A 16,765-nucleotide genomic window follows, 5' to 3' on the forward strand; every position below is an offset into this window, starting at 1 on the left:
CCTATTCACCTGCCTCTTCTACTATAGTGGGAAAGAATGCGCGTACTTGGGCGATGAAGTAGAGCGAACCGCAGACGACCAGCCAGTCATCCGCCTTCGCTAATTGCTTCTCCCGCATCCAAGAAAGGAGAAACGCCCGCCAGTCTGGGACTGCATCGAGAAACTCTTGCTCCCAGCCTCCGGCTAAAAACGACTCTTGTAAGCTATTGGCTTCGGCTGCACGCGGAAAATCAAAGGTTGTCACATGCAGCTTTTTGATTTTTGACTTAACTGGTGCGAGCGACTCTGCCATTTTGGCGAGCGGCTTATCTGCCAATCCAGAAAAGAGCAAATGCAACTGTACTCCGTCCGGCAACAACCGATCCAGACTGCTTACAAGCGCCTCCATTCCTTCCTGATTGTGTGCCCCATCCAAGATAACCATTGGTCTTGGAGAGATGACTTCTAGACGACCAGGCCAACGCGTTTGTTGCAAACCACGAGATATTTCTTCTTCCTCCAGCAAGAAAGAGAAGTAATTTCGCAGGACATCGATAGTCATTAAAGCAACGGCTGCATTGGTTGTTTGGTGAATGCCATTCATGGTAAGACGGTAGGATGCTTCCGCACGACGGTGAATGCTTTTGTAACGAAACTGTTGATCACCCAGCTGCTCCTCTACCTGCTCTGCCTGGAAATGTTCACCTATATGATACAGCGTACTCTTCATTTGTCTCGCGCGCTCCTCAAAAACCGCGAGAAGTTCCGGCCTAACCTCACCTGTGACTACAGGAACACCCGGCTTGATAATCCCCGCTTTTTCCCGGGCAATATCTTCCAAGCTTTCTCCCAGCACTTGTGTATGGTCCATGCCGATATTCGTGATGACTGAAACAAGCGGAAGGACGACGTTCGTCGAATCCAATCGCCCGCCTAGTCCTGTTTCCCAAACGACTACCGCTGGTCTCGCCACTCTTGAAAAATAAAGAATGGCGATCAGCGTAATCACTTCAAATTCGGTAGGGGAACCATACTCTGTTTCTTGTTCGCATCGTTGCACCCACACCTTAACTTCATTCACCAGCTGCAATAGATCTTCTTCCGCGATCATGCTGCCGTTATAACGGATGCGTTCACGGAAATCCACCAAATAGGGGGAGGTAAATGTACCTACACTATATCCGGCTTCCATCAGCATTTGCGTCAGGAATGCGCAGGTTGAACCTTTTCCATTGGTGCCAGCCACATGAATAAACGGGATTCTCCGCTCAGGATGTCCTACCTGCTCCAAAACCCACTGCATTCTCTCAAGCCCCGGCCGTTGACCGAACCTGAGTAGTCCATGCAGCCAGTCGAGCGCTTGGGTGTATTCTACAAACCCTTCTTCTGCATGCATACCACAATGCTCCATTCTCAAAAATATGCGATGGTATGGCGGATCATTCGCCCTTCAATTCAGCAAGTCGTGCAATCACCTTATCCCGCTTATCCATGTAGTCTGCCATCTTCGCTTTTTCCTCTTCGACTACTTTTTCAGGTGCCTTGGCCATAAATCCAGCATTGTTAAGCTTTTTCTCAATGCGCTCCACTTCGCCGTTGAGTGTCGCCACTTCTTTTTCCAGGCGCTTCAGCTCTTGCTCGATATCGATCAAGCCCGCCAGTGGAAGGAACAGTTCTGCTCCCGTGATTACGGAAGACATCGCTTTATCAGGCGTAGCTAGATCCAGGCTGATTTCCAGACGCTCAGGGTTGCAGAAACGAGTGAGATACTGCTCACCGCGTGTCAGTCGCTCAGCGGACAGTGCATCGCTTGGCTTGATCAAGAGCTCAATTTTCTTGGACATCGGTACGTTTACTTCAGCGCGGATGTTGCGTACGCTGCGGATGATATCCATCAACTGGTTCATTTCGCTTTCTGCTTCAGCAAACATCCATTGCTCGTTAACGGTTGGCCAAGGTGCTACTGTAATGCTCTCGCCTTGGTGCGGCAATGCCTGCCAAATTTCTTCCGTGATGAACGGCATGAACGGATGCAACAGCTTGAGCGTTTGATCCAGAACCGTTACCAGAACGGATTGGGTGGTTTTCTTCGCCGCTTCATCGGTACCGTACAATGGCAGCTTCGCCATCTCGATATACCAGTCACACAAGTCATCCCAAATGAAGTTGTAAAGCACACGGCCAGATTCACCGAATTCAAATGCATCAGACAGACGGGTTACATCTGCAATTGTTGCTTGCAGGCGGGAGAGAATCCATTTGTCTGGTGTAGACAGCTCACCGCTCAAATCGATTTCCTCGTATTTAAAGTCAGTCAGGTTCATCAAGGCAAAACGGGACGCGTTCCAAATCTTGTTTGCGAAGTTGCGATTTGCCTCCACCTTTTCCCAATAGAAGCGTTGGTCATTCCCTGGAGAGTTCCCTGTCGCCAGTGTGTATCGCAGCGCGTCCGCTCCGTACTTCTCGATTACTTCCATCGGATCGACACCGTTGCCGAGTGATTTGGACATTTTGCGGCCTTCGGAGTCGCGAATAATGCCGTGGATCAAAACGGATTCAAACGGACTTTTCCCGGTAAATTCAAGACCTGAGAACATCATACGAGCTACCCAGAAGAAGATGATATCGTAGCCTGTTACCAGGACATTCGTTGGATAGAAGTACTTCATGTCCTCGGATTCTTCTGGCCAGCCCAGCGTCGAGAACGGCCACAAACCAGAGGAGAACCATGTATCGAGAACGTCGTTGTCCTGCTCCAGCTTGTGGCTGTGGCAGCTTGGGCACTCAGTCACATCCGCGCGAGATACAATCGTTTCGTTACAATCTCCGCAATACCATGCAGGAATTCGGTGACCCCACCAAAGCTGACGGGAGATGCACCAGTCGCGGATGTTTTCAATCCAACGCAGGTAGTTCGTCTTGAAGCGCTCTGGGACAAACTTCACACTCTCAGGGCTATTTGCATTAGCCAGTGCTTCGTCAGCCAATGGCTGCATTTTTACGAACCATTGGGTAGAAAGGTATGGTTCTACGACTGCATCGCTGCGCTCACTATGTCCAACCTGATGAATATGCTCCTCAACCTTGAACATAACGCCTTGCTCCGTTAAGTCTTTGATGATTTGCTTGCGGCATGCAAAGCGATCCAAGCCTTTGTAGATACCGGCCAGCTCGTTCATCGTGCCCGTCTCATCCATGACAACGATTTGTGGCAACTGATGACGAAGACCCAATTCAAAGTCATTCGGATCGTGTGCTGGCGTAATTTTTACAGCGCCAGACCCAAACTCAGGATCAACGTAGTCATCTGCTACGATTGGAATTTCGCGTCCTACGATTGGCAAAATCACGGTTTTGCCGATCATGTCCTTGTAACGCTCATCTTCCGGATGTACCGCTACAGCCGTATCACCTAGCATTGTTTCAGGACGGGTTGTAGCTACTTCGATATAACCGGTGCCATCCGCCAATGGGTAACGCATGTGATGCAGCGCACCTTTTACTTCCTTGTAGATTACTTCAATATCGGACAAAGCCGTGCGGGCTGCAGGGTCCCAGTTAATGATGCGATTGCCGCGATAGATCAAGCCTTTTTCGTACAAGCGAACAAATACTTCGCGTACAGCTTGGGACAAGCCCTCATCCATGGTAAAACGCTCGCGGGAGTAATCCAGAGCAAGACCGAGTTTTTCCCACTGCTCACGAATATGCGAAGCGTAAATATGCTTCCACTCCCATACCTTTTCCACGAATTTTTCGCGGCCCAGGTCATGACGAGAGATGCCTTCTTCTCGCAAGGTAGCCTCTACACGCGCTTGTGTTGCGATACCGGCGTGGTCCATACCTGGCAAGAACAAGGCGCTGTAGCCTTGCATACGCTTGGTACGTGTAATGATATCTTGCAACGTCGTATCCAGTGCGTGGCCCAAATGCAATTTGCCAGTAACGTTCGGCGGTGGAATAACAATCGTAAACGGACGTTTATTCGGGTCACGTTCTGCCTTGAAAAATTGTTTTTCGATCCAATACGGATACCATTTGTTCTCTGCTGCTTTTGGATCATAGTTTTTCGGCAGCAATTGGTCGATGTCGGTTGTTGGCTGTGTAGACATGTACGACTCCTCCTATTAGCATGGCTTGCTTTGCAAAAAATAAAAAAACCCTTCATCGCAAAGGACGAAAGGATTATTTTCGCGGTACCACCTTTGTTAACACACGATAAACGTCATGCTTATGGCGTGTTCACTCTGACAAGATAACGGTTGCGAACCGGTCTCGGCTAGGCACATGCTTTCACCGAAAAAACTCCTGGGCGACCTTCAGCCATTCATGACCTTAGAGAATCTCGCAGCTACTGATTCTCCTCTCTGCCAAGGCGTCCTGACTTACTCTTCCCACTCATCGTTCATATCGTATGTAGTTGTCTTATTGTTAGCTTTCACTATTATATACAATCACGCTGTTTGGCGTCAAACCCGGGTTTCGCCCACTTTTCCAACTGCAATGCCCAGTGCTTCGGTAAAACCGAGAACGCCCAAAATATCGAGAATTTCTTCTCGGACATTGACGATTTCTACCTGCTTGCCCATGGCCAACAGTTCTTTCGTGGTAAAAAACAGGCTTCCAATACCGGAAGAATCTACAAAGGAGACACCTTGAAAATCGACGGTAACGGATTGATTTCGCCCTCCATACTGCTGGAGCAATTCACCCACTCGATCTCCTACAGCCATGTCCAACTCTCCGACGAAAAACAATGTAGCTTGTCCGTTCGCCTCTGTTGCGCGGTAGTCCATGCTCAAACTCCTCTCAATAGGTATCGGTACACCCAATCTGCTCGTCCTTTTACTATATTACCCATTTTCATTCACTTGCAAACATTTGGCTTTTTGGAAATCGTTGCTTAACGCGAAAGGTTACATTCTAAAATAAGCTTTGTACCCGCCAGCGAGCTGCTCAAATATACGCGATCACAGTATTGCAGGATCACGTGAAAGCCGGCTCCAAGTGAGTGGCGTGTAGAAAATCCTTGCTGTAAGGTAGCACGCGGAATATCCTCGAGCAAAATTCCTTGGCCTTCATCATGGATCACAGCCCGGCACATCTGCCTGTCGCTCGACAAGTATAACGTGACCACACCGCCATCTCCGTGCTTCAACGTATTCGAAGCAGCTTCGTTGACCGCAACGAGAAACTGCAGCAATCGTTTATCAGAAATGCCTTGTGGTTCCAAGGCCTGCTTGAACAATTTACGCAGTTCTGCAAGCTGCTCCGGTAAACGGATGTCGATCGCCAAGAGCTTATGCCCTTCCCGGAGCAAGAAAAATAATTCTTCATCACTTAGCAACAACAGCTTACCTTCCGTGACCACACCCAGAATATCTTTGTAGATCTCCCATTCCCGTCTTTTGCGTTTTCGTTCTTCTGCAATGACGGCGGTGACATCAATCAAGGCGATTCCACAGGTCCGATCTGGCAATACAGATGTGTATAAATCAAACACCTTTGTACCATCCGAGGTGACAATTTGCTCCCTCACAGGTCCGCCCGTTCCCGCCGCCTCTTCGACCAGGCGTTGCATTTCTCGCTCTACTTCCACACTTGCACGAGCGTCACCCAGCGGACGCACTTCCCCTTCATCGTAAAGATAGAGGAAAATGGTCTCGATCTGACGCAGTATCGATAGCTTTTGAATCTCTTGTTTGATTAATCGCCCCCGCTCGTCGTCTCGATCCTTCCAATGTAACAAGACGTCTGTAGGGTCCAATTCGCCACTCATGTGCCACGTGTGAAATTCTTCCAGAAGCAATCGCTCCAGGACATCTTCCCGTCGCAAAACCTTTTCGATATCGATAATGTGGTAAGGATCACCTGCTATACCACGCAATCCGCTACCGATAATTCGGAAATCATAGGCGAGCTCTATTTCTATGCGTCCGTGCAAATCATGATCAGAACTGCTTAACCCAATGGTCGTCCGACTCACTGCTACCAGCTTCGCCTGGTACGATTCCATCGTTGCTAGGTTCGTCACCTTAACAGTGCGGGGCGGAACGACTTTATTCGCTGCACCGCCAGAACGTAGCGCGACAAGGCAATTATCACAAGTGGGATTGTCCGGACAACGCTCACACAAAATCACAGTTCATCCTCCTATTCACTGACGCAACTACACGAGGGCTATACTCTCTTCAGGCTCAAATTGAAGAATCAACACAGAAATATCATCCGTTTGTTGTCGCTGCTGTGTTATCTCCATTAAGTAGGACTCAACTCGATCCATCGACTCCTGCTTATTGTCACCAGGCATATGTAATAAGGAGGTTAGTTCTTCTAGCCAATGCCTGCTTCCTCGAAACACATCTTTTCTCCCTGTATCAATCAGACCATCTGTGTAGAGTAATAGCATACCCTCTTCTTCTAAGGGTACCTCCTCCATTTGGTACGTGCTATCGGGCGAAAGCCCTAGGCCTACCCCACCCTTGCAACCTAATACGGTTGGATTCGATTTGGACAAATAAAAAGGCTGAGGATGTCCTGCCCTGCTAAATCGAATTTTGTGTTCCACCTCATCATAGACAGCAACCAGCATCGTAATGTAAGAACGGGTTTTCACCAAATCTGCATAAAGCAACTGATTGAGTTTTTCCAAAATCTCATCCGGCAAATAGCTGGACTGCAACACCTGCCGTACAGCAATCCTAATCCCCGTTGCCCAAATACTGGCCAAAAAACCGTGACCAGACACATCCGCAATGATAAAACAAGTGTAGCGATCATTAATTTGTCGATAATCGATGTAATCTCCGCCGACATAATCGACTGGTACGTAAACCGTTCTTGTTCGCAAACTGGTCAACTGCAATTCTTCTGTGGGAATGAGCATCGACTGCATGCGCCTAGCCAGCTTCATCTCCATCTCAATTTCTCGCTGTCCTGATGACTGGTCCTGTTGACATCTGAGAATCAACGCCCGGATGTTTACGAGGAGTAACCCATAAAAAGATTTCTCCAGTTCCTTTAGCTCACGGTCGTTGACGTTACTCTGGGCGAACAAACGGACATAACGCGGTGTTTGAGCGGTATCACACTGTTCCGAGACAACAATGCGCTCCTCTACTTCGCGCTGCACTTTTGCGCTCTCTTTGTTCCCACGCTCGATTCGAAAATAGACAAAACCTAAAGCCGATTCAAACGAGATCGACAGGAAGCAGGGCTTGTCCATTTTCACGAACCACGTATCGACCAACTCTTCTATAAATGGCATGAGACTCTCGTAATTGACCTGGCGCTTGCTTTGCTCATTGCTGGTCATCACCAGATACTCATAATTTTGTTTCAATTCCATTAGTTTGACCAATTGCTGATTCATCCCTGGGCCACTCCCATACACACTTTAGCATAATTCTTTCTTTCGGGAATTGCGCAAAGGGTTTTGGCAATTTTCAAAAACATTATGATCACCTTTATTCGTTTCGTCCTAGCCTTCCTGCCCTACACCTTCCCTTTTCAGGCGCCATTCAAACCACTATCTACTTTCCACGAAAATGTTTTAGGCGTTTGTTCAAGGTTGTAGACACTGTCCAAAGTTAACGCGCATATGCTGGAATGAGGTGATTGTGATGAATTTTCGTTGGAAGTATAACCCCACGTATTTACGGATCAAATACGGATGCAAACAGGTTCTCTTTCCGCTGTTGGTTTTTCAGTTTGTCCGAACGGTTGTGTTTCCTACCTCTTTTGATGTCATCCTTCTTGGTTTGCTGGCCATGCTCTATGTTGCCATCTCTCTTGAATGGTTATAAAAAGAAAAACAACGCCCCACGCGGTGAGACGTTGCTCATTAAAAGGCTTGCTGGACCCAACGATGCAGGCGCATCAGGCGGTCCATATCTTTTTCAAAACGTTGGACAGCGTAAAGCTCGCTCCACTCGCGGGGATGATGATAGTAAATATCCAGGTCCCTCATGATCCTCTCCGGATAGGACAGAAACGAAGCCATCAGTTCAATTTCTTCCGGTTGCAGCGGAAATATCTCGGCGTAGCGATGGAATAGTTGAGAAGCCCCAACCTCATCGCCCGCCATTTGAAAATAAGTGCGATAAAACAGCGTCAAATCGCGTACTGGTGTATCAAAACTGGCACGATCAAAATTAAGCAGCCGTCCTTTTCCCGATCGATCTGGCACAACATGCTCTGGATTCGGGTTACCATGGATCAACGATAAGCGAAAATGAGCATGTGTCTCATGACGTTCTCGCCAATCGGTCAATAAGTCTGTCGCTGTTTGGGCCATTTCCTCAATAAACTCCTTATTTGCCAAAAACACCAGATCAAAAGGAGAAGGGTATTTGCGCTCCTGCGCAAGAGTTGCCGCCTTATTCATTTGTTCTTGCCAATATTGCCAGCGGTTCAGCAAGGAGTCGACAAGCGGCTCTACCTGTCTAGGGTCATCGTAGCGATAGTTTTGTGTCAAATGATGAAGCTCCGCCAAACGTTCCAAGGCAGGGGGCGCCCAAGACAAGGGTTGCTCGGCCCATTCCTCACTCCCTGGCTGCCAGGGGGTTACATAATAGGCAGTGCTACCCTGTTGAACAAAAGGATCATCGTATTTCGTATACGTAAAAGGAACAGCCCCATCCCATCCGCGGTGCTGCAATTGGCGCAGCATATCGCTGACGAAAACAAGACGTTGCGCGGGTACTTGCGCTCGTTTGCATACGAAGGAGCCGTAGGGAGTCGTCGCCTTAAAAACATTTGGCTCCTTTAAAACGTCAATGCTCTGGGCATACATGTCATACTCTTTGAACAAAGGAGCAATGTCATCATACCGACTCATAGACTCCCTCCCTCCTCGAACGCTCGGCCCGCTCTGCAATATGTCGAAGTAGCAAGTCAACAGATTGTTGGCTCTGCAAGGCGTGCTCAATACCAGCGATCGACGCTTCTTGATTCAGTGATACACGTTTCACGTAGGATTCGATACCCCTGTACAGTTCACGGGGACGAGCCATAAAGGCTAGTATCAACGAATAATTTCCATAGGTAAGGGGCTTGATTTCTTCATAGCCGTCAAAAAAAGCGTCTATCTGCTTCAAATCCTTATGGGTTAAAAAATGATCGCGCAAAAAGGTGGCAACGTCGCGTTGCTGGACTGATATGACCGGTCTGAAGAAGCCTCTCAAGTACAGCTTCCCGTTTATCAATCCCCAGTTGTTACGCAAAAGGTCCCGATGGGATACAGCGACTGCCTCCGTGGTAATTCGCTCATGGGCCAACATCGTAGCGGAACGGTCCATTCTTTGCAGCATAGGGGTCATGAGTTCCGAAACCCAACGATTTTCCTTAGAATTCCTCTCATATTTGGCTCGAAATGATTCGACCAGCTCTTTGGCACGTCTTCCTTTTTCTTCTACTTGCTGCTTTTCCTGCTTGAGCAAATCACTTCCGGACAGTAAAGGACTCTCCTGCTGAGACTGATGCATCATCGCGATCACCCGTCCGCATTGCCTCGCAGTGTCCTGGCCAGGCTGATAGTCTTCGATTTGTCTGTGGTGGTCCGTCATGGTAACACCGCGTTTGCCCAAAATCAAAAATGGCTTGGTGTCTCTCGTCCGAATAAACCGCTCCACTTCTCGAAACCCCTGACGAGCCAGTCGTTCGCGCCAGGCAAACGACCAGCGCATCACATCTACACGCGGCCAAACGTGGAGTTCTTTGGGGCCCCGGTTTGTCTCCAATAAATAGCAATCATCAAGGGGCGTAATCCGGATTACGCGGGCTCGATATTGCTGGCAAACCTCGGAGAGATCAATTTTATCCACGGTCCCCCACTCCTCTATTGTGGGATGTACAGAATCTGCCCTGCTACGAGCTGCTCAGAAGTTAATCGGTTTACTTCCACGATTTTGGAAACTGGCAAGGAGTATCGCTGTGAAATATGCTCTAACGTCTCATCGCGCTGAATAATGCACATTTTCAGCTGACTGGAGCGCTCTTCTTTTTTCCGGACAAACGATGTGAGATTCTGCATGGCCTCCACCGTAGAAGGGCTGGCATTCGCCGCAGACCCATATCGTGAAGAGCTAGATGAAGATTCCGCCTCCTGCGCCATCGCTTCCTGTTTAGCACGACTCGCTTGAGAGAAGATGGAAGTAATGTTCACGCTACTTTTTTCTTCCTTGGAGGGTTTCCCTGAAATCGCCACTCGTACTTCTACATCTTCCGCGGCAGCCTCTGGTTCTGCTACGACTGCTTCTGCAACGACTGGTTCTGCTTCTTGCTCAGGTTCTGGCTCAGATACTACACTAGCTTCCACCGCTTCTTGCACAGCTTCCTGTGACTCTGCTTCGACTGATGAGCCAGTAGGTTCATTAGAAACTGGTTGGTATCCGATTGCCTGTTGATCGTGTAGAGCCAGTATTGGCTCCTCATGTCCTTGTTCTTTTTCGGCTATTTCTCTCATCTGTTCTTGCTCATCTGCCAATACCGGCTGCTCGGAATAGGAGTCAGAAGAATCGTACAAAGCAGTTTGTTGGGAATCGAAGTCATACGAAATCGGAGCAGTCTCCCAAGACTCTGGTGGATCGGGCTGAGCCACTTCCAGTACATCCCCATATTGCTCGTAGTATTCATCTTCATTGGATTGAGCAATAGCCGGGGTATCGAACATGGAAGGAGATTCGGTTGATTCATAGGATGCTGGCAATGCCTGCCGCTCCAATTCCTCCTCCAGCGCACTCAGCTTTTGATCAATGTCATCGAGGGACGTCTGCTCCGTATATTCTTGCCCATCATCCCCAGCAGCGAAGGTGTATTCCCATGCTTCTTGGTCTGGACCGGCAGCCTGCGTTTCGATTTGCTCTGCTTGTTCATTTCGATTCCCAAGGACTATCCCTAAAATCTTCAGATCGGCATCGATTAGCATTTGATGTGGTGATTCCAGTTTGTAGTCAAAGCTGTCCACAATCGCGTAGATGTCGCCGATCTCCGTAATCCGATCCAATGGAATGGTGATATTCAACGGAATGCGATGACCGATCTGTTCCTCCCAGCCATAAAAGGCTTGATCCGATGCTTCCTGGCGAAAGGGAGTAAAAGTCATGGCCTCAACCAGCGATTCTCCTTCGCCGCCTGTTGCTTCTGCGGCTTCCCTGATTGGCTCGTACTTCCCTACTAATTGCAAGCAACCCGTGATCGAGATGTAGGAATCGTTTTCCAGCACCTCCACATCTGGAACCAATTCCAGCTCTTGCAATTCACCTATTCCAGCTCTATCGGATGAGAGGAAAATGGTCTCCTTGATGGCAAAAGAGAGTTGCCCATCCTGTAATGCCATTCGTGCTCCTCCTTTCAAGTGCAGGACATTTCCCTATACTATATGGACAGGACGAGCCGTTTAGCACCGAAAAAAAAGGAAAAACCGGGGTTATCTATCTCCCCGGTTTTACTGACGCTATCCATTCTGCTATTGCTTTTTTCCCCTGATCAATACAATCTGGTACACCTACGCCACTGTACGACGCACCTGCCACGATAACACCAGGGAGTTTTTCTTTTAATTGATTGTTCACATCCTGCACCCAAGCCTGATGTCCAACAACATATGGAATGGCATTTTGCAAGCGTGATACATTATAAAAATCCGGCTCTGCTCGAATCGTCATGATCTTGCGCAGATCGCGGAGGACAACCTCCAAAATTTCCTCGTCCGTCTGCTCCATGAAGGATTGCTCTCCTGCTCTCCCTATAAAGCTACGCAGCAAGGCTTTGTTTTTCGGCGTCGTATGCGGCCATTTGCGATGAGCCCACGTACACGCCGTAATTTTTGCGCCAGAATTCCGCGGTACAATAAATCCTGTCCCTTCCATCCCTAAATCAATGGCTGACTCTGGAAACGCCATCGCGATGGTTGCCACCATATGCGGCTTCGCTTGTGGCAAGGTAGGAACTTGTACATACGGACGGAACAATGGCTCTGCCACAGCATGTGGTATGGTAAACAGCACCGTATCCGTCTCTAGCGTTTCTCCATTTTTCAATACCAAGGTGTACTTCCCGTCTGGCCGTTTCACCAGTTCTTTGACACCAGTATTCTTCGAGATGACTTCTTCAGGCAAGCTCTTCTCGATTGCCTCAACAAAAGACTGCAAGCCGTTTTTCAACGTCAGGAAGATGCCTTTTGGCTTTCCCTGCGTTTTTGCTTGCGGGCGCGAATGCTTCATCGCTACAATCAAGCTGCGATGCTGCTCTTCCATTTTAGCGAATTGAGGAAAACTCGAAAGCAAGCTGAGATTGTCGAGATCCCCTGAGTAGACACCGGACAATAAGGGCGCTATAAGATTATCAATAACTTCATTACCTAGCCTACGCCGAAAAAAGTCACCCACGGAGATATCGCCGCCTCCTTTTGAGGCAGGAAGAACGAGATCCAAAGCAGCCCGAAGCTTGCCCGGCCAAGAAATGAGATCGGTCGTGACAAAAGGCATGACCTTTGTCGGTACACCCATGACCGCTCCTTCTGGTATAGCCTTTAGGCGATCCTGATGCCAAATATAAGCTTGGCCTGTACTGTTGCGAACGAGATCATCCCCAAGCCCCAAGTCCACTGCCAGCTCAGCCGCGCTTGTCTTCCGCTCGAGAAACGAATCGGGACCTTGCTCAATGACAAATCCTTCGTGACGCCATGTCTTAATTTTCCCACCAAGTCGTCCCTGCTCTTCAAGCAGTCGAAAACGGATGGGCAAGCCTTTTGCTTCGATTTCCTTTTGTAAGTAAAAAGCAGCGGCCAACCCTGTTATGCCGCCGCCTATAATTGTAATATGATAGGTATTATCGCTCATATGATCGATCCCCTAATTCGCCAGCTTCTTTCCGACTGCATCAGCCAGACAGGAAATGAACGCAGCTCTGGCGTTAGGCATCGCTGGACGATAGTAATGTACCCCTAGCTCATCTGTAACCGCTTTGCATTCCACATCATTATCAAACAGAACTTCCAAATGCTCCGCAACAAATCCAACCGGACAGTAAACAAATGCTTGGTAGCCTTTTGCTTCGTACAGCTCTCTGGTCAAATCCTGTACATCTGGTCCCAACCACGGATCAGGTGTATTTCCTGCGCTTTGCCATCCGATTGCATAGGAAGTGATCCCTGCTTGCTCGGCAATGAGCTTTGCTGTCTCTTCCAGTTGCATTGGGTACGGATCACCTGACTTCAAGATTTTTTCTGGCAGGCTGTGAGCGGAGAAGATTACGACTGCTTGTCCACGCTCTTCATCCGTCATCGCGGCAAACGTCTCTTGAATAGCGTCCGCCCAATATCCGATGAAGCCTGGTTCCAGATACCAGCTCTCAATGCTGTGGATAACAGGGCCGCCAATTGCAGCGGAATGCTCTTGTGCTCGTCCATTGTATTCTTTGACGCTGTAGCTGGAATAATGAGGCGCCAGAACAAGACTGATCGCTTCCGTAATTCCATCGCGTTTCATTTGCTCTACTGCGTCTTCGACAAACGGAGCGATATGCTTCAAACCAAGGTACCCTACAAATTCACGGTCTGGGTAGCGTTTGTTCATTTCCTGCTCGAGCGCGCGCACTTGCTCATCTGTAATGTCTGCAAATCGATTCAATCCATCTACAGCCTCGTAACGCGCCATCAAATCATCGAGCAGTTCTTGTGGTGGCTTACGACCACGGCGAATGTGCGTATAGTATGGTTCAATCTGTTCAGGACTGCGTGGCGTTCCATACGCCATTAACAAGAGTCCAATCTTCTGCTTTGACATGTAAGCGCCCCTCCTGATTAGATGTCCCTTTTGTAACGATGGATGAACTTCGTGAGTTGTTGCAGCGTTTCTACTTTAGCGTCTGGGAATACACCGTGTCCCAGATTGAAAATGAAGCCTGGCTGTTTTGTGCCCTCATCCAAAATTTCCTTCGCCTTTGCTTCGAGCTTTTCCCACGGGGCCAGTAGAAGCGTTGGATCCAAATTGCCTTGCAGCGTCTTCGTCACACCCATTTCACGAGCAGTTGTAATCGAAGTACGCCAGTCCAGACCAACCACATCAACAGGCAAGCGGTTCCAATCCATCAAAAGATGACCAGCGCCGATACCAAAATAGATCGTTGGCACACCAGTATCTTTTAGTGCGTTGAAGATACGGGTCATGACTGGTGTAATGTACTCGCGGTAATCTTCGTCATTCAATGCACCGACCCACGAATCAAATACTTGAACAGCTTGCGCACCTGCTTTAATTTGCGCTTTGAGGTAGGTAATCGTCATATCGCCCAGTTTTTCCATCAGCGCCTGCCAAGCAACTGGCTCGGTATACATGAATGCTTTTGTCTTATGATAGTGCTTGGAAGGGCCGCCTTCGATCAAATAGCTAGCCAGTGTAAATGGTGCCCCTGCGAAACCGATTAATGGAACAGATAATTGCTGACGCAAGATCTTAATGGATTCAAGTATGTACGGCACATGTGTTTCCGGATCGAGCTCAAGCAGACGCTCAACATCCTTCAAGGATTCGATTGGGTTTGCGATTACAGGACCAATCCCCGATTCGATATTCACATCTACGCCAATCGGTTTTAGTGGCGTCATGATGTCTGCAAACAAGATTGCAGCGTCAACACCCAGTTGCTCAACGGGCAGACGTGTCACTTCCGCACAAACTTCCGGTATGTAATTCATTTCAAAAAAGCTATGCTTCGCGCGGATGGCGCGGTATTCTGGCTGATAACGCCCCGCCTGACGCATGTACCAAACCGGAACATGCTCTGTCGCTTCACCGCGACATGCTTTCAAAAACGTATCGTTAAAAGTTTTTGCGGTCATGAATAAACCTCGCTTTGCACAATTATGTTTCCTTCAATATGATACCATTCGTCATTCGACAAGGAATGTCTCTTTTGTGTCAAAATCTTTTCGTTTCTTCCGTTTCCAATCCTATCCACCATTGTTTCCAAACTTCTCCTATTGAATGCGAACGTCCCCAGTAGAACTTCGTACAGTCATTTTGGGTCCACCCGATCCAACCGATGCCTTCACTCTGTATTCCTCGTCTTTTTCATAGGTAAGGTTCGACCAGGTGGTTTCGATGGAACCTGTATCTGTCGTCACATCCAGCTGTGCTGCAATAGGCTCCTTGGCTACCGTCACTCGAATATCCCCCGTATCCGTTCGGATGGAAACGTCATGGGTCAGCTCTGGCATTGTCAGTTTATCAATCTCGCCAGTAGAGCTTACAATGGCAACGGCCGAGCGAACATTCGCCAAATTGATATCTCCTGTAGCTGTCTGGACGTCAAGCGCTTCTCCTTCATAACCCGACACGTTCACATCTCCATTGCCGGTGGATATTTTCGTGTTCTTTGCATGCAGCATTCCACTCTTGATATCCCCTGTCATCGTTTCAAGCTGGACGTTTTCATACACCTTTTCCGGCAGGAAGAGCTCCAGCTTTACCTTCCCATTGCGAGGGTAAAACATATTGACGTGAGGACGTTCACGCAGTTCTACGAGCAGCGTACCATCTGGTGAGATTACACTCCGAAACTCCAGTCGCTCCTGTTGTTGTTCAGATACTTCCCCGACCATCCGTACGCTCGCTTTTGATTGCTTGCTTGCCAAGATTTCCACATCAGATGCTTCCGTCCGCACCTCAATCGCTTTAACCTCTTGTTCGATCACGCGCTCTTCATTCACTTGTTTTAACGAAAAGGAGAAATTTTCTTGCTTTGTAAAGAGCCAGATGATTCCACATACACCGATGATGAATAAAAGAAGACTTATGCCAAAGAGTCTTTTCCCTAAATTTCGCATCTTATTTCCCCCTGATCATCTTTACGTTGAACTGGAGATAACGCAAGAACTGGCGATACAGCCATTTTGTCAATCGCAGCAAGCCGATGGCAAGCATACCCCCCAAGCCTACGGAAACCATGCTTGAGAATAACAAGAAAAGTCGCTCTTGAGATGGAGCAGGAATCCCGTAATCCAGGAATATTCCGACTGGCGCGACCAACAGTGCCGCAGTCATCGCATACAACCCCATCAGTATACCGATCAGGCCTAGAAATGGCCCCAAAACAAAGACGAGATTGAAAAAACCCAAGCTGATCGTCGCGACAATCGCTCTCGTCATATTCCCTACCGATGCAGTGGACTGAGCTTGATCAATTCGGTAGCCAGCCAAAAGCTCGCGTGCCACTAGCTTCGGACTTCCCAATCCTTCCGCAATTTCGTGCTCCGTCTTCCCTTGATTCATACCCGAGAGAAAATGCTCTGTATAATCGGCAAGGATGTCTAAGCGTTCTTTATCGGGCAAAGCGCTAAGTAATGCATTTAACTCATCCATAAACTCACGCCTTGTCATATCCGAGTCCCTCCTCTATGATCTCATTTACCCCGCGGTTAAATATTCGCCACTCCAAGATAAGGTCATTCATGTATTGACGTCCGCGATTTGTCAGCTGGTAATATTTCCGTGGGGGTCCCTCTTGTGATTCCGCCAAATAGGTCGTAAAAAATCCTTCCTGGGTCAATCGGCGAAGCAAGGGGTAAACTGTTCCTTCAGAGATATGGAATTTTTCAGAGATGCTCGCAACTAGTTCGTATCCGTATCTGTCCTGCTTAGCTGTCAAGACGAGAACACACAGCTCCAGAACCCCTTTTTTAAACTGTACGTTCATCAACATCACCCATGTAAAAGCTTACCAAATGGCTACTCTATATTGCAAGGTACTTCATAATAAAAGACGGACAGGGAGGTTTTTCTCC

General features: G+C 48.4%; 15 protein-coding genes and 1 other annotated feature. Of the genes, 1 reads left to right on the forward strand and 14 read right to left on the reverse strand.

Annotated elements, in window-relative coordinates:
* Position 1 precedes the first annotated feature (1 nt).
* From HP570_RS06815 to HP570_RS06835, 5 genes are all read right to left on the reverse strand, one after another.
* Positions 2-1,375 (reverse strand): bifunctional folylpolyglutamate synthase/dihydrofolate synthase, encoded by a 1,374-nt coding sequence (locus HP570_RS06815; RefSeq protein WP_173604948.1) that lies wholly within the window; start codon positions 1,373-1,375, stop codon positions 2-4.
* Between the two features lie 43 nt (positions 1,376-1,418).
* Positions 1,419-4,091: a valine--tRNA ligase gene (locus HP570_RS06820; RefSeq protein ID WP_012685543.1), complete on the reverse strand. Its 2,673-nt coding sequence runs from the start codon at positions 4,089-4,091 to the stop codon at positions 1,419-1,421.
* Between the two features lie 57 nt (positions 4,092-4,148).
* Positions 4,149-4,390 (reverse strand) — a binding site (T-box leader).
* A 58-nt stretch (positions 4,391-4,448) separates the two neighbouring features.
* Positions 4,449-4,775: an STAS domain-containing protein gene (locus HP570_RS06825; protein ID WP_007726674.1), complete on the reverse strand. Its 327-nt coding sequence runs from the start codon at positions 4,773-4,775 to the stop codon at positions 4,449-4,451.
* Between the two features lie 107 nt (positions 4,776-4,882).
* Positions 4,883-6,121 carry an ATP-binding protein gene (locus tag HP570_RS06830; protein WP_173625256.1) on the reverse strand — a complete coding sequence of 413 codons (1,239 nt, stop codon included), beginning with the start codon at positions 6,119-6,121 and terminating at the stop codon, positions 4,883-4,885.
* A gap of 27 nt (positions 6,122-6,148) precedes the next feature.
* Positions 6,149-7,351 carry a PP2C family protein-serine/threonine phosphatase gene (locus tag HP570_RS06835; RefSeq protein WP_173625257.1) on the reverse strand — a complete coding sequence of 401 codons (1,203 nt, stop codon included), beginning with the start codon at positions 7,349-7,351 and terminating at the stop codon, positions 6,149-6,151.
* Between the two features lie 250 nt (positions 7,352-7,601).
* Between HP570_RS06835 and HP570_RS06840 the strand changes: the two genes are divergently transcribed.
* A complete protein-coding gene (locus HP570_RS06840; protein ID WP_026133903.1) occupies positions 7,602-7,784 on the forward strand; it encodes a hypothetical protein in 183 nt (60 codons plus the stop codon).
* A gap of 38 nt (positions 7,785-7,822) precedes the next feature.
* Here the strand turns inward: HP570_RS06840 and HP570_RS06845 are convergent, their stop codons facing one another.
* The 9 genes from HP570_RS06845 to HP570_RS06885 form a co-directional block, all read right to left on the reverse strand.
* Complete coding sequence (locus tag HP570_RS06845; RefSeq protein ID WP_016739176.1) at positions 7,823-8,818, reverse strand: protein kinase family protein; 996 nt, start codon at positions 8,816-8,818, stop codon at positions 7,823-7,825.
* Positions 8,805-9,803, reverse strand: a complete 999-nt coding sequence (locus tag HP570_RS06850) for a phosphotransferase (protein ID WP_012685538.1) — start codon at positions 9,801-9,803, stop codon at positions 8,805-8,807. Before HP570_RS06850 ends, HP570_RS06845 begins: the two co-directional genes overlap by 14 nt.
* A gap of 14 nt (positions 9,804-9,817) precedes the next feature.
* Positions 9,818-11,317 (reverse strand): LysM peptidoglycan-binding domain-containing protein, encoded by a 1,500-nt coding sequence (locus HP570_RS06855; RefSeq protein WP_173625258.1) that lies wholly within the window; start codon positions 11,315-11,317, stop codon positions 9,818-9,820.
* Between the two features lie 94 nt (positions 11,318-11,411).
* Positions 11,412-12,821, reverse strand: coding sequence for a protoporphyrinogen oxidase (hemY, locus tag HP570_RS06860; protein ID WP_173625259.1), 1,410 nt, complete (start codon positions 12,819-12,821; stop codon positions 11,412-11,414).
* A gap of 12 nt (positions 12,822-12,833) precedes the next feature.
* The gene (hemH, locus tag HP570_RS06865) at positions 12,834-13,766 is read right to left on the reverse strand and encodes a ferrochelatase (RefSeq protein WP_173625260.1); all 933 of its coding nucleotides are present in this window, start codon (positions 13,764-13,766) and stop codon (positions 12,834-12,836) included.
* A gap of 17 nt (positions 13,767-13,783) precedes the next feature.
* Positions 13,784-14,821 (reverse strand): uroporphyrinogen decarboxylase, encoded by a 1,038-nt coding sequence (hemE, locus tag HP570_RS06870; protein WP_012685534.1) that lies wholly within the window; start codon positions 14,819-14,821, stop codon positions 13,784-13,786.
* Positions 14,822-14,959: 138 nt separating this feature from the next.
* Positions 14,960-15,808, reverse strand: a complete 849-nt coding sequence (locus tag HP570_RS06875) for a DUF4097 family beta strand repeat-containing protein (RefSeq protein WP_173625261.1) — start codon at positions 15,806-15,808, stop codon at positions 14,960-14,962.
* 1 nt (position 15,809) lies between these two features.
* Positions 15,810-16,361: an HAAS signaling domain-containing protein gene (locus HP570_RS06880; protein WP_012685532.1), complete on the reverse strand. Its 552-nt coding sequence runs from the start codon at positions 16,359-16,361 to the stop codon at positions 15,810-15,812.
* On the reverse strand, positions 16,348-16,677 hold the full coding sequence (locus tag HP570_RS06885) for a PadR family transcriptional regulator (RefSeq protein WP_012685531.1): 330 nt from the start codon (positions 16,675-16,677) through the stop codon (positions 16,348-16,350). Before HP570_RS06885 ends, HP570_RS06880 begins: the two co-directional genes overlap by 14 nt.
* Between the last annotated feature and the right edge of the window lie 88 nt (positions 16,678-16,765).

The sequence above is a fragment of the Brevibacillus sp. RS1.1 genome (genome assembly GCF_013284365.1).
In the GTDB taxonomy this organism is placed as follows: Bacteria; Bacillota; Bacilli; order Brevibacillales; family Brevibacillaceae; genus Brevibacillus; species Brevibacillus brevis_D.

What these genes read in the sequence shown, in the direction of transcription:
- HP570_RS06880 (WP_012685532.1), bottom strand. Translation starts at nt 16,361, where the DNA reads ATGACAAGGCGTGAGTTTATGGATGAGTTAAATGCATTACTTAGCGCT.
- HP570_RS06855 (WP_173625258.1), bottom strand. Translation starts at nt 11,317, where the DNA reads ATGGCATTACAGGATGGGCAACTCTCTTTTGCCATCAAGGAGACCATT.
- HP570_RS06875 (WP_173625261.1), bottom strand. Translation starts at nt 15,808, where the DNA reads ATGCGAAATTTAGGGAAAAGACTCTTTGGCATAAGTCTTCTTTTATTC.
- HP570_RS06825 (WP_007726674.1), bottom strand. Translation starts at nt 4,775, where the DNA reads ATGGACTACCGCGCAACAGAGGCGAACGGACAAGCTACATTGTTTTTC.
- HP570_RS06835 (WP_173625257.1), bottom strand. Translation starts at nt 7,351, where the DNA reads ATGAATCAGCAATTGGTCAAACTAATGGAATTGAAACAAAATTATGAG.
- HP570_RS06885 (WP_012685531.1), bottom strand. Translation starts at nt 16,677, where the DNA reads ATGAACGTACAGTTTAAAAAAGGGGTTCTGGAGCTGTGTGTTCTCGTC.
- HP570_RS06815 (WP_173604948.1), bottom strand. Translation starts at nt 1,375, where the DNA reads ATGCATGCAGAAGAAGGGTTTGTAGAATACACCCAAGCGCTCGACTGG.
- hemH (WP_173625260.1), bottom strand. Translation starts at nt 13,766, where the DNA reads ATGTCAAAGCAGAAGATTGGACTCTTGTTAATGGCGTATGGAACGCCA.
- HP570_RS06845 (WP_016739176.1), bottom strand. Translation starts at nt 8,818, where the DNA reads ATGAGTCGGTATGATGACATTGCTCCTTTGTTCAAAGAGTATGACATG.
- hemY (WP_173625259.1), bottom strand. Translation starts at nt 12,821, where the DNA reads ATGAGCGATAATACCTATCATATTACAATTATAGGCGGCGGCATAACA.
- HP570_RS06820 (WP_012685543.1), bottom strand. Translation starts at nt 4,091, where the DNA reads ATGTCTACACAGCCAACAACCGACATCGACCAATTGCTGCCGAAAAAC.
- hemE (WP_012685534.1), bottom strand. Translation starts at nt 14,821, where the DNA reads ATGACCGCAAAAACTTTTAACGATACGTTTTTGAAAGCATGTCGCGGT.
- HP570_RS06840 (WP_026133903.1), top strand. Translation starts at nt 7,602, where the DNA reads ATGAATTTTCGTTGGAAGTATAACCCCACGTATTTACGGATCAAATAC.